This window comes from Corallococcus carmarthensis, assembly GCF_003611695.1.
GTDB classification, from domain to species: domain Bacteria; phylum Myxococcota; class Myxococcia; order Myxococcales; family Myxococcaceae; genus Corallococcus; species Corallococcus carmarthensis.
Genome location: NZ_RAWE01000259.1, coordinates 1 through 12764 on the forward strand (window position 1 = coordinate 1; position 12764 = coordinate 12764).

A 12764-nucleotide genomic window follows, 5' to 3' on the forward strand; every position below is an offset into this window, starting at 1 on the left:
GACGGGAGGGAGCACCGCATGAAGCTGAAGACGTTGCTGTCCGCCGGGGTGGCGCTGGCCGCCGCGGCGTGGGCGGGTCCGGGAGTGGCGGCCACGGCGAACGGCCCCATCTGCGACACGGCGGCCTACGTGAACTCGACCACCTATTACAACTGCACCGGGAGCAGCCACACGGCGCTCGACGTGGGCAACAGCTCCTGCGGCGAGTGGAACCACCGCGGCATGCTGGTGGGCAACTACTACTATTACTACTACGGCGGCTGCGCGGCGGCCTGCAACGGCTCCACGTGCAACGGCGGCGCGGGCAACTACTACGTGGTGTCCGGCGCGAACGGCTGGGACTTCCGCCAGCTGCACTTCTACGCCAACGTCAGCTCCGGCACGAAGACGTGTGATCGCTGCGCGCTGGGGCTGGTGGGCGGTACGGGCAGCGCCACCGGTCCGCACTCGCACTCGGACAACCGGCAGTACGGCACGCGCAAGTCGGCCTGGTACACCAGCGTCGGCACCACGTGCGGCACCAACGCCTACTGCAACAACCGGCTGGGTGTTCCCACGCTGTAGCCCAGGCGTGCGTGTGCCTTCCGGGCAGGGGCCGCACGTCCCCTGCCCGGCTTCACGTCCCCGGCGTCTGGCGCTCTTGCGCCCGTCCTTCCCTCCCCACGTGAGCCCCTTCGACACATGACCTCCCGTCCCCACTTCAAGGTCGCGCTCGCCGGCCTCGTCCTCCTCGTCGCCCTGGGCGTCGTGTGGTGGCGGGGCGCGGCCGGGACCGATGACGCCGGTCCTCCGATGCACGTCGCCGTGATGCCCTCCGCGCCTTCGGCTGGCGCCGGAAATGCCTCTGCCGTGGAGCCTCCGCCCTCCGCGAGCACCGGACCGCGCGAGGAGATTCCCATGCCCGGATGCTGGGACGGGCTGGCCGCCCTGGACCGCTCCGCGACGATGGAGTCCCTGCACGCCGCCGTGGCCGCCGCCATCCAGGCGCGCGACACCGCGCTGGTGGCCTATCTCCAGGAGCGCCTGACGGAGCTCGTGGGCCAGGACCCTGATCGCGCGTTGCAGCTGGTGGATTGGGCGGTGAAGGCCGCGCCACCGGAGCCGGCCATCTACCTGGAGGCCCTCAAGGCCGCGCCCGCCGTGCGCCATCCGCGCGTCACGGAGAAGCTGGTGTCCGTGGCCGAGGACAAGTCGCTGGCCACGCCCGACCGCGCCTCCGCGCTGGATGCCTTGGAGACGCAGCATCGCTTCACCCCGGAGACGCGGGGCCGGCTCAAGGCCATCGCGATGGATGACTCAGCGGACTCCGCCGCGTGGGTGGCCACGCGCACGCTGGGCCGGGTGATGAAGGAGGACTACGAGCGCACCGGCACGTATGCGCCGTACTGGAAGGACCTGCTGGATATCGGAACCACGTCGGATGACACGGCCGTGCGGCTGCTCGCGCTGGAGATGCCGTCGTACTCCGACCCGCTGCTCGACTCGGACTCCATCGACGCGCTGGCGAAGGTGATGCGCACCGACAAGGAGCGCGACGTGCGCGAGATGGCCGCCTTCCGGCTCGCCGTCACCGAGGATCCGAAGAAGGCCCTGGAGGCGTACCGCGCCGCCTTCGACGGGGAGCACGACCTGTGCGTGAGATGGGCCTTCCTGCGCTTCGCGGTGCGCGCGGCCGGCGCGGACGCCCTGCCCCTGGTGGAGGAGTTCGCGCGCAAGGACCCGCGCCTGCGCCAGGACGCCCTGGACTTCAAGGCGCTGTACGCCACCGGCACGACGGACTTCGCGCGCATCTGGCTGGGCAAGAAGGAACACCACGACTGCGTGGTCGAGGAAGGAGCGCCGCACTGATGGGTTCGCGAACGATGAAGGCCCCCATGCGCTGCCACATCCTCTGGCTGTCGCTCCTGCCGGGGCTCGCCCTGGGGCAGGGAGCGCCCGTCGCCGTCCCCACGCAGACGGCCTGCACGGTGGAGGGCATGCTGGACGAGGTTCGCGTGGCCATGAAGACGGGCTCGCCCGCGTACCGGAAGTACGCGCGGCTGCGCCTGAAGGAGGCCGCCATCGCCCTGCCGCCGGAGGCGCTGGGCCGGGCGGTGAGCCAGGAGCGCGACCCCGCCGTGCTGGAGGCCGTGGGCGCGGCGCTGGCCACCAAGGCGAGCAACGCACAGAAGCCGGAGCTGCTCCAGCCGCTGCTCTCCCGCGCGAGCCAGGACGTGGACCCGGGCCTGCGCGCCGCGGCCGTGCGCGCGCTCCAGGGTTCCCCGTCGGTGGAGTTCATGGCGAAGAACGGCGGCGTGGTCACCTATGAGCAACTCGTGCGCGACAGCGCGCCGGAGGTGCGCCAGGCGGTGGTGGAGAACCTGGTGACGGAGAGCGCCGGCATCTACTTCGGCCACAACCCGGAGCTGGCGGAAGCGGCGGTGAAGGTCGCCGCGGCCTCGGGCGACCCGGCGGTGGCCCGGCGCCTGTTGGGCGAGGTCTCCATGGAGGCCGCGAGCCCGGAGGCGGTGCGCAAGCTCACCCAGCAGCTGCGCTCGGAGGACGCGGGCCTGCGCGCGGCGGCGGCGAAGGCGCTGGGCGGCGTGCCGGGCTCCGAGTCCGCGGGCGCGCGCCGCTCACTCACGTCGCTGTATCGCGGCGACAGCGACCTCGCGGTGCGCAAGTCGGCGCTGGAGGGGCTCGCGCGGCTGGGCCAGTCCGGTGCCCGGCCGCTCCTGGAGTCCCTGCGCGGCGTGGATCCGCGCCTGGATCCGGAGATCGACGCGTGGCTGTCCGCGCTCAAGCTGAACCTCCAGGAGTGGCACCTGCTCCTGAGGGAGAAGCAGCGCCTGTCGCCCTGAGTGCGTCCTCCCGGGGCGTCGCTGTTCCATGGCGGGCACCCCCGCGTCCGGACTTCGCCGAAAAGGTGGCCGGACGGCGGGGAGTGCGACAGGTTGGGAAGGCCATGTCCGACAGCGGTTTCGGCTCGTCCACCCTCGCCCTGGCGCTCGTTGGCAGCGGCGTCACCATCCTGTCCACCAGCCTGGGCGCACTGCCCGCCCTGGCCGCGCGCAGCATCTCCCAGCGGTCCAAGGACGTGCTGATGGGCTTCAGCGCGGGCGTGATGCTCGCGGCCACGGCCTTCTCGCTCGTCGTGCCCGCCATCCACCTGGCGGAGGCGCGCTCCACGTCGCGCTTCGTCCCCGCGCTGGTGGTGGGCGGCAGCATGCTGGTGGGCGGCCTGTTCCTGCACCTGTGCAACCGCTTCATCCCGCATGAGCACTTCATCAAGGGCCAGGAGGGCAACGCGGAGGCGGTGAACCTGAAGCGCATCTGGCTGTTCGTGCTGGCCATCGCGCTGCACAACTTCCCGGAGGGGCTGGCGGTGGGCACCGGCGTGGGCAGCCGCTCCATGACCATCGCCGCGCCCATCCTCGTGGGCATCGGGTTGCAGGACATCCCGGAGGGCTTCGTCGTCGCGCTGGCGCTGATGGGCGTGGCGTACAGCCGCAAGCAGGCGGTGCTGGTGGCGCTCTACACGGGGCTGGTGGAGGGGGTGGCCGCGCTGGTGGGCTTCTTCGCCACGTCGTTCGCGTCCGGCGTGCTGCCGTGGGCGCTCGCGTTCGCGGGCGGGTCCATGCTGTACGTCGTCAGCGACGAGATGATCCCCGAAAGCCACCGCCAGGAGTACGCGAAGGAGGCCACCGCCGGGCTGATGGTGGGCTTCGTGCTGATGATGTTCCTGGACGTGACGCTGAGCTGACGCTTTGCGTGCGCGTACCGCGTTTGTGTCCTGGCGGACATCCGGCTGCCCCGCCCCGGGTGGCCCGGACGTGGTAGTTTGAAGTGCATGTCTGTGTCGGATCGAACCCGCGTCGACGGGGCCCCCGGGGAGTCGAAGGACAAGGGCACCCGCCCGGACGAAGAGGGCGTGGAAGCCGCGCTCCATGTGACGCTGCCGTACGAGCAGGCCCGCCGTCCGGGGGACCTGCCCACGGTGCGCCGCTTCCGCCTGTCCGTGGTGGAGGGCCCGGGCGCGGGCGCGGTCTGGGAGTCCACGGCGGACACCTGTTCGGTGGGCTCGCACCCGCTCAACGACTTCGCGGTGGAGGACTCCACCGTGTCGCGCTTCCACTGCGAGGTGCGCATCGGGCCCAAGGGCCCGCAGGTGAAGGACCTGGACAGCCTCAACGGCGTCATCGTGGACGGCGTGCAGGTGGTGGAGGGCATCCTGCGCAGCGGCAGCCTCTTGCGGCTGGGCCGCGTGGTGCTGCGCTTCGACTTCAGCGCGGAGAGCAACCGGCTGCCCCTGTCGGAGATGACGCGCTTCGGCACGCTGGTGGGCACGTCCGTGGCCATGCGCGGCTGCTTCGCGATGATGGAGCGGGCCTCCGCGCGCGACGTCACGGTGCTGCTGGAGGGGGAGACGGGCACGGGCAAGAGCCAGGCGGCGCTCGCCATCCACCAGGCCGGCCGGCGCAGGGACGCGGCGTTCCTGGTGGTGGACTGCGGCGCCATCCCCGCGCACATCCTGGAGAGTGAGCTGTTCGGCCACGAGAAGGGTTCCTTCACCGGCGCGGTGAGCCGGCGCGCGGGCGTCTTCGAGGAGGCCGACGGCGGCACCGTCTTCCTGGACGAGATTGGCGAGCTGCCCCCGGAGCTTCAGCCCAAGCTGTTGCGCGTGCTGGAGAACCGGGAGATCCGCCGGGTGGGCAGCAACACGTACCAGCCGGTGGACGTGCGGCTCATCGCGGCCACGCACCGCGACCTGCGCGCGGAGGTGAACGCGGGCCGCTTCCGCTCCGACCTGTTCTTCCGGCTCGCGGTGCTGAGGATCGCGATGCCGTCCCTGCGCCAGCGGCCGGAGGACCTGCCCATGCTGGTGTCGGGCATCCTGGAGTCGCTGGGCGCGGACCCGGAGCGCACGGGCGCGCTGCGCACGCCGGAGTTCCTGTCGCGACTGAGGCACGCGGCGTGGCCGGGCAACGTGCGGGAGCTGCGCAACCACCTGGAGCGCTGCCTGGTGTTCGAGGACGCGCTGCCGCTGGCGGAGGAGGACTCGCGTCCGGAGGGCAGCCCGCTGGAGGTGGACCTGTCGCGGCCGTACGCGGAGCAGCGCCGGCGCGTGGTGGACGACTTCGAGCGGCGCTACCTGCGGGCGCTGCTGGAGAAGCACCAGGGCAAGGTGGCCCAGGCCGCCGTCACCGCCGGCATGGACCGCGTGCACTTCTACCGGCTGCTGCGCAGGCACGGCATCAAGCCCTGAGCAGCCGCCAGTCCCTCGGGCCAGAAGCCGGTCCCCAGGGCTGAGAACGGCGCCGGTGCGCCCCTTGGAGCTCCGGGGGCCTAGCGCCGGGCGGAGAGCCGCCAGCGCTCGGGCACATCCGGCACCGGGCTGGCGACGAAGTCCGTCTCCAGTCCCCGCAGCGCCGGGCCGGTGACGACGGGCGTGGCTTCGTCACCGTCGTCGCGCACCCAGCCGGGCAGGTGGAGCAGGCCCCCTTCTCCCCCCTCCGCATCCCACGCGGAGGCCGCGCCGTCCGCCCAGCCGTGGGATTCCTCCCGCGCCGTCAGCCGGTCCACGTGCACGGTGACGTGAAGGCGCGCGGTGGAGGCGGGCCCGCCCATCAGCGCGAGCCCCACGTCCAGCACCCGCGCGCGCAGCTCCCGCTCGCGGCGCACGTCGTCCGGCAGGCTGGCCACGGCGAGCAGGCACGCGCCGCCCATCACCCGCACCTCCAGGCCGGCCTCGCGCGCCAGGATGCTCGCGCGCTCCAGGCCCGCGTCCAGGTCCTCCATCGCGGCGGGGCCCGGCTCGCCCGGCAGCCGCGCCTCCACATACAGCCCCACCGCGCGCGGCACCTCCACCGGCGCCGCGCCGCCCAGCACCGCGCCCCTCAGGTCCTCGAGCAGCGCGTCCACGTCCGGGTAGCGCTCCTCGCGCGCCTTGCGCAGACACCGCAGCACGACGGCATCCAGCGCGGCGGACACCGGCGCGTGCTCTCCCGGGCGCGGCGGCGGCGCGTGCAGGTGCAGCTGCTCCACCTCGTGGCGCGTGGTGCCCTGGAAGGGCGGCATGCCCGTGAGCAGTTGGAAGAGCAGCACGCCCACGGCGTACAGGTCCGTGCGCGCGTCCGGCACCTCGCCTCGAATCTGCTCTGGCGCCATGGACAGCGGCGTGCCCAGCACCACGCCGGTGTGCGTGAGCGACGAGCTGCCCGGAGCGCCCGGCACCAGTCCCTTCGCCACGCCGAAGTCCACCAGCTTCACGGAAGGGCCACCCCGGCCGGGCCCGAGCCGCACCACGTTCTGCGCCTTCAGGTCGCGGTGCACCACGCCCGCCGCGTGCGCCACCCGCAGCGCCGCCCCCACCTGCTCCATCACCGCCAGCACCTCGCGCGGGGACAGCGGCCCGCGCGTGGCCAGCTCCGCCGCCAGGTCCTGGCCCTCCAGCCACTCCATGGCGATGAAGGGCCGGCCGTCCGACAGCTCGCCGTACCCCAACACCGTGACGATGTGCGGATGCTGGAGCCGCTGCAGCGTGGCCGCCTCGCGCCGGAAGCGCCGCAGCGCCACCGCCGCCGCGGCCACCTGCGGGTGCAGCACCTTCAGCGCCGCGGGCACGCCGGTTCGCGCGTGCCGCGCCCGGTACAACGCGGACACGGGGCCCTGGACCTGGACGCGGTCCACCACCCACTCGCCCACGAGCGCGCCGGGCCGCAGCTCCTCGCCATAGAGGGCCTCCTCGCCGTTGCCCGCCATGGGCTATTTCTTGCCCGTGCCCCGGGAGACGTCCTGGGGAGGCGGGGGCTCCGTCCAGCGCTTGCACAGGTCGCGGTGCTGCTCATCCACCAGGTCGCATGCGCCGTTGAGGTAGACGGTGACAGGCTCCGTCCAGAGGGTGTTGGACAAGTCGCGGCAGCGCTCGAAGTCGCCGTCGCCACCCAGGAGCGGTCCGTCCTGCTGCTCGCACCGGTGCGCGGCCAGCGGATTGCTGTCCCAGCAGGGCCCCGTCACCTGGGCCGCGCAGTCTTCATTCGTGCCCGGCAGCGCGCACACGCGGTAGGTCGCGTAGGCCATGCCGTACACCCAACCCGGGTCGTAGCAGGCGTAGAGGTCCTTGAAGATGGGCTTCACCTGGGGGGACCGCGGCCGCTTGATGGCGTAGCGATCCGGATTCTTCGAAACCAACGTCACCGTCACGTTGATGTCGTCGCGGAGCGCGTCCCTGCCGAAGAGGTTGCCGTAGAAGGCGCCCTCGCGGATCCGGTACACGGCGCGCTCGGAGAGTGGAGCCTGCACGCCGGTCGTGACGCCCACGTTCGCGGTGCCCTCCGCGGAGCTGTCCCAGGGCGCCGTCATCACCGTGAAGTATCCGCCCGTCGCCGGGCAGGTGAAGCGCACGGAGGGGTCCGTCGAGGCGGAGGGCAGCGGGTTCGTGGAGCCGGGCGAGCAGCCCTGGCTGGAGGCCACGTGCCGCACGTCGTCGGTGCTGTCACAGCCGGCGATGCCGTGACACACGCGCAGCGCCATGCGCGCGCCCGAGCTGGAGCCCAGCGGCGTCCCGGACGGGCAGCTCTGCGGGCCGCCCGCTCCCACGGCGATGGTCTGACCCGCGGGGCACCAGCCCACCGAGTGCATCGTCCAACCGCAGTCCCGCCCCGCGCCCACCGTCCGGGTGTCGCACGGCACCGCGCTGCTCAACGGCGCGGGCGCGGTCGGCAGCTGATCGATGGGCGTCGTCCACGCATCCAACGCGAACGGCTCCGCGATGGAGAGGGCGGGCTCGTGGAGCTCTCCGCGCATGGACAGCTCCACCCGGTAGCCCAGTCCGTTGTTGCGCGCCAGGAGGCAGGCCGTCACGCGCTTGAGGCACGCGTCGCCCGGCGCTTCCGTGCGCCACCACGGGCAGAGGCCCGCGGAGCCCGCCCATTCACTGCGCTGCGAACTGCCGGGTTGCAAGGGATTGAGCCATTCGAGGGTCTCCCCTTCGCCCAGCGCGCAGCCGACAAGGTACGCCATGAAGCGCTGCGCGTACGGGTCACGGAGCTGGTTGCGGATGAGGTCGCTCTGCGGACCGGCGATGATCTCGTCGGGGTCGAAGAGGGACTCCAGCGAGTTCGTGGACAGGGCCTCGTTGGCGTCGTGGTTCGCGGCGATGGCGTTGACCACCAGCTCCTGCGTCCTGAGCGAGTTGGCGATGCGGATGTCCGACTCGCTCGTGCCGAGCGCCACATCGGCACCGGGGCTGACGTCGGTGCTGTCCGGGAGCGCGGGCTCGCAGCCGGAAAGTGCCAGCAACAGGAAACACCAGGGGACTCGGAGGACGGAGGAGGCCATCGCGAACACTCCTTGGGCAGGATTCGGAAATGGGATGGGAAGGAAACCCCAGGCGCGGCCTTCTTGTCTCCCTGTAGCGCGAAAGGTTACGGCCACCGGGCCGAGTAGCGCTTCCCGTTACAGTGCTGCGGGTGCGAGCGCGGCACGCAGTGCGTGGAAACACGTAGCCCACAGAGGGGCTTCCGCCACGGCGGGCGCGGCGCGTTCGAGCCACGCGCGGGCCTCATCCAGGGCGCCCGTGCGGCGTGCGATGCCGGTGGCCCGCAGGAGGATCTCCGCCTTCTCGTCCGGCGAGGCCAGCGCGTCCGCTTCCGTGTGGAGCGCTTCCCAATCCGTTGCACGGAAGGCGCCGGTGCTCTGTTGATGGACCTGGAGCTCCACGAGGCGCCGCATGATGGCGGTGGGCGGCAGCGATTCCGGCGGACAGCGCTGGGAGATCCAGGCGAGCTGACGGGCCGCCGCCGCCTCGTCTCCCGCCGCGGCCTGGATGCGGGCGAGGAGCAGCGCGTCCACGGGCACGGGATGTTCGCGGAAGAAGCGCACGCCCAGTTCGTACGCGCGCTGCGCGAGGGGGAGCGCTTCGTCCAGGCGGCCCTGCATGTAGAGGACCTCCGCCAGGTTGAAGGTGGACCAGCGCTCCATCTGCGCATGGGCCAGCTCGCGGCCCAGCGCCATGGCCCTGCGCAGGTCCGCTTCCATGCGGGGCACGTCGCCCTGACGGAGCCACAGGAGGACGCGGTTGCTCAGCACGGCGGCCTTGTGCAGCCCGTCGCCCGCGGCCTCGCAGCGCTCCAGGGCTTCGTCGAAGCGCGCGGCGGCTTCCGGAGCACGGTCCAGGAACGTGAGCGCCGCGCCCAGCAGGGCCAGCGACACGACCAGGGTCTCGTGGTCCCGGGCGCTCTCCGCGCCCTCGGAGGTGGAGGTGAGCACGCGGGCCGCGGCGGCCCACTCGCCCTGACGCACGTGCAGGCGCCCCCGGGCGAGGCCGCACCGCAGGGACAGGCGCGGCGCGTCCAGGGGCTCGATGGCGTCGAGCGCTTCACGCGTGCACGTGGCGGAGCCGTCCGAGTCCTCCATCCAGTCGCGCGCGGTGGCCTCTTCCAGCAGCAGGTCCACCTCGAGCGCCGCGTCGCCCCGGGCGCGGGCCAGGGCGCGTGCGGTGGACAGGTCCGCGAGGCTTTCACGGAAGCGCTGGAGGCGGTGGCGCACCTTTCCCCGTCCCGTGAGTGCCTGGGCCCGGCGCGCGTCGTCGGACTCCGGAAGGAGCGCGAGCGCGCGCGTGTAGTGCTGCTCCGCTTCCACGGACAGGTGTCCGGCGCGGGCCTCCTCCGCCAGCGCCAGGTAGTCCCGCGCGGCTTCCAGGTGGGCGCCGCAGACGGCCGCGTGATGGGCACGGCGGCGGCGTTCGGCCACGTCGTCGCCCACGCTGGCGTTGAGCGCGGCGGCGTGCAGCGCGCGGCGAGGAGCGGGAGGCAGCAGGGCCTCCAGGGCTTCGCGCAGCAGCGGGTGCCGGAAGGCGAAGCGGCCCGGCCCCGAGGGGCGCAGGAGGCCCGCGCGCGTCAGCCGTTGCAGACCAGCACCCGCGTCCAGGGTGGCGGCGCGCGACAGCTCCGGCCCGGCGGCCAGGTGGCGCAGCGCCGCGTCCACCCGAGCCACGTCCACCTCCGTGCCGAGCACCGCGCACAGCCGCGCGAGCACGCGGTGCACTTCCGGAAGGCCCGCGAGCACGCGTGGGGCGAGCCGTTCGAACAGCGGCGTGACGGACACGTCCAGCAGCGCGTCTGGGGCGACGTACCACCCGCCGCCCGGAGCCGAGCGCAGGGCCCCGGCGGCTCGGAGCGCACGGGCCAGTTCGACGAGGGACAGGGGCACGCCCTGGGCCAGTTGCTCCAGGCGCGCGAGCACGGGTTCAGGGATGTGCTCCGCGGGACGCAGCAGGTGGACCAACACCGCGCGGCTCGCCTCTGGCGGAAGGGGCGGCAGCGGATGGCGGGAGGCGTGGGCGCTGCGCTCGCCAAGGTGGGGACGCAAGCCCAGGAGCGAGGGGCGTCCGGCGACGCAGATCCACAACGGTGCCCGGGGCCCTTCGAGCGTGGCGCGCTCCAGCACATCCAGGCTCAGGGGATCCGCGAGGTGCGCGTCGTCCAGCAACAGCACGAGCGGTGTTTCACGGGCTTGAGCAACGAGTGCATCGGCCAGGGCACGGGGTTCCGCGGACGGACGGCCCACGACGGCGCGCAGTGCATCCAGGAGGGAGCTGGCTACCGACGCATCCGGAGGCGGCGCACGCAAACGCACGACCTGCGCCTGGCCTGCGGACTCCAGCCGGAACGCGAGCGCCTTGAGCACCCGCGACTTGCCATGCCCCACCTCGCCGGTGAGCAGTCCCAGGCCCGGCACCGAGGACGACAGGCTCCGCTCCGCATCCGCCACCAGTGCATCCAGCAGCGCTTCGCGTCCCACGAAGGGCGGAGGCTCCCCATCCGCGCGTGCGCCCTCCTCGTCATGGAGGCGCAGCCGGAAGAGCGCTCCAGGCTCGCGCGTGGCGTTTACTGGCGGCAGTGACGCCGCGCGTGCGTCCTCCTCTGCCGAGTGCCTCGCAAGGGGCTCACGACTCTCGGGCAAACGCGTGGGTGCGCGTTCGGCTTCCTCGCTCCCCTGTCGTGCCGCGGGCTCAGCGCTCCCAGCAGACTCCTGGTTCTCGCGCGCGATGCGCTCACGGCTCGCAGGCTCGGCTTCGCGGTCGTCCTGCCCCGTGGCGGGCTCGACCCAACGGTTCGCGCGCGCGATACGCTCACGGCTCGCAGGCTCGGCTTCGCGGTCGTCCTGCCCCGTGGCGGGCTCGATCCAACGATTCTCGCGAGCGATACGCTCACGGCTCGCGGGCTCGGCTTCGCGGTCGTCCTGCCCCGTGACGGGCTCAATCCAACGGTTCTCGCGCGCGAGACCCTCACGGATCGCGGGCTCGGCTTCTTCGCGGTCGGCCTGCCCCGTGGCGGGCTCGATCCAACCCGGTTCGAGCCTCACGGCCGCATCCGGTGTCACCCGCACTTCGCCCGGCGCGACCGCCCTTCCCCACCACGCCTCCGGCCGCTCCAGCGCGGCCCCCGCGATGCGCGGCAGCGTCGTGCCGGGATGCACATACAGCACCGCGACATGAAGGACCGCCGCCGCGTCTCCGGACTCCACCAGCCGCCGTGCCGCGAGCGCACCCGCGCGCACGTTCGCTTCCGCGGACAACGACTCACAGAAGACGAGCAGGTAGCCCCCTGCCGCGACCCGCGCCAGCACACCGCCGAATGGCTCCAGCGTGGCCGCCAGGTCTTCCACCGACGCGGCCGTGCGCAACCCCAGCACCGCCACCGGGCGCGCTCCCGCGAACGTCACCAGCGCCTGCGCCGACCGCGCGTCCCTCGCCCCGACGACACCGGGCAGCGCGGGCCCTTCAGCGCATGCGGCCTCGAACGCGGCCAGCACGTCCTCCGCGCTCGCGTACCGCTCCGCCGGATCCTTGGCCAGACACCGAGCCACCACCGCGTCCAGCGCCACCGGGACGGAGGCCCGTTCGGACACGCGCGGAGGACGCTGGCTCACGTGCCCTTCGCGCACCTCGTCCGCGCTGCCGTGAAACGGCGGTGCGCCCGTGAGCAGTTCGAAGAGCAGGACACCCAGCGCGTAGAGGTCCGCCGCCGTGCCCGCCTCGCGCGCGTCCAGGCACTGCTCCGGCGCCATGTAGACCGTCGTGCCCGCGCGGTTCCCCGCCTCCTCCGCCGGCCCCTCCTCCATCCTCCGCGCGAGGCCGAAGTCCAGGAGGCTCAGCGCGCCACCCTCGCGCAGGAAGATGTTCTCCGGCTTGAGGTCCCGGTGCGCGAGCCCCACCGCATGCACGCGCGCCACCGCCGGACACAGCCCCGTCAAGAGCTCCCGCACCCGCGCCACGGACGCCGCACCCGAACCCGGCAGCGCCGCCATCCACGCCGCGAGCGTCTGCCCTCGCAACAACTCCTGCACCAGGAACGGCCTGCCCCCGACCCGCCCCTCCTCCAACACCGCGGGCACCGTGGGCGGCCCGACCCTCCGGAGCGCTTCCGCTTCGTGGGCGAAGCGCGCATGGTGCGGCCCCAGTCCCACCTTGAGCGCCACCTCGCGGCCATCCGCCTCGCGCACCGCGGTGAAGACGTGGGCGAAGCCGCCCACCCCCAACAGGGCGGCACCGGACAGGCCGGGGACGTCTGGGATCGCCAGCGGCTCCAGGGGGAGGCCGGATTCGGCGGCGACGCCATTCACGGGACACGCCGCGCCGGGAGCGAGGCGGCGGTGGCAGACCGGACAGCGCATGCGGATGCCCGAAGGCTACCAGAGCGCTCGCGCCAGGACGATGCCCACCCCCACCAGCCCCTCGCCCGCGATGAGCCCAGCCGCCAGCGTCACGCCCGGCCCTTCCG

General features: G+C 72.9%; 8 protein-coding genes. 5 read left to right on the forward strand and 3 right to left on the reverse strand.

The features are described from left to right. The 5 genes from D7X32_RS38960 to D7X32_RS38980 all read left to right on the forward strand — a co-directional run. Positions 1–564 (forward strand): M23 family metallopeptidase (locus D7X32_RS38960; RefSeq protein WP_244239428.1); only part of this gene is annotated, 564 nt, incomplete at its 5' end. Positions 565–681: 117 nt separating this feature from the next. Beyond that, positions 682–1848, forward strand: a complete 1167-nt coding sequence (locus tag D7X32_RS38965; RefSeq protein ID WP_120607591.1) for a HEAT repeat domain-containing protein — start codon at positions 682–684, stop codon at positions 1846–1848. Next, positions 1848–2840 carry a HEAT repeat domain-containing protein gene (locus D7X32_RS38970; RefSeq protein WP_120607592.1) on the forward strand — a complete coding sequence of 331 codons (993 nt, stop codon included), beginning with the start codon at positions 1848–1850 and terminating at the stop codon, positions 2838–2840. The genes D7X32_RS38965 and D7X32_RS38970 overlap by 1 nt, the downstream gene beginning before the upstream one ends. 104 nt (positions 2841–2944) lie before the next feature. Beyond that, positions 2945–3742 carry a ZIP family metal transporter gene (locus D7X32_RS38975; protein ID WP_120607593.1) on the forward strand — a complete coding sequence of 266 codons (798 nt, stop codon included), beginning with the start codon at positions 2945–2947 and terminating at the stop codon, positions 3740–3742. An 87-nt stretch (positions 3743–3829) separates the two neighbouring features. Next, positions 3830–5245 (forward strand): sigma 54-interacting transcriptional regulator, encoded by a 1416-nt coding sequence (locus tag D7X32_RS38980; protein WP_244239429.1) that lies wholly within the window; start codon positions 3830–3832, stop codon positions 5243–5245. A gap of 80 nt (positions 5246–5325) precedes the next feature. On the opposite strand, the gene D7X32_RS38985 is transcribed toward D7X32_RS38980, so the two are convergent. The 3 genes from D7X32_RS38985 to D7X32_RS47225 all read right to left on the reverse strand — a co-directional run bounded on the left by D7X32_RS38985 (position 5326) and on the right by D7X32_RS47225 (position 12657). Further along, complete coding sequence (locus D7X32_RS38985; RefSeq protein WP_120607594.1) at positions 5326–6741, reverse strand: serine/threonine-protein kinase; 1416 nt, start codon at positions 6739–6741, stop codon at positions 5326–5328. A 3-nt stretch (positions 6742–6744) separates the two neighbouring features. After that, positions 6745–8319 (reverse strand): hypothetical protein, encoded by a 1575-nt coding sequence (locus tag D7X32_RS38990; protein WP_120607595.1) that lies wholly within the window; start codon positions 8317–8319, stop codon positions 6745–6747. 117 nt (positions 8320–8436) lie between these two features. Beyond that, positions 8437–12657 (reverse strand): serine/threonine-protein kinase, encoded by a 4221-nt coding sequence (locus tag D7X32_RS47225; RefSeq protein ID WP_244239430.1) that lies wholly within the window; start codon positions 12655–12657, stop codon positions 8437–8439. Positions 12658–12764: the final 107 nt, after the last annotated feature.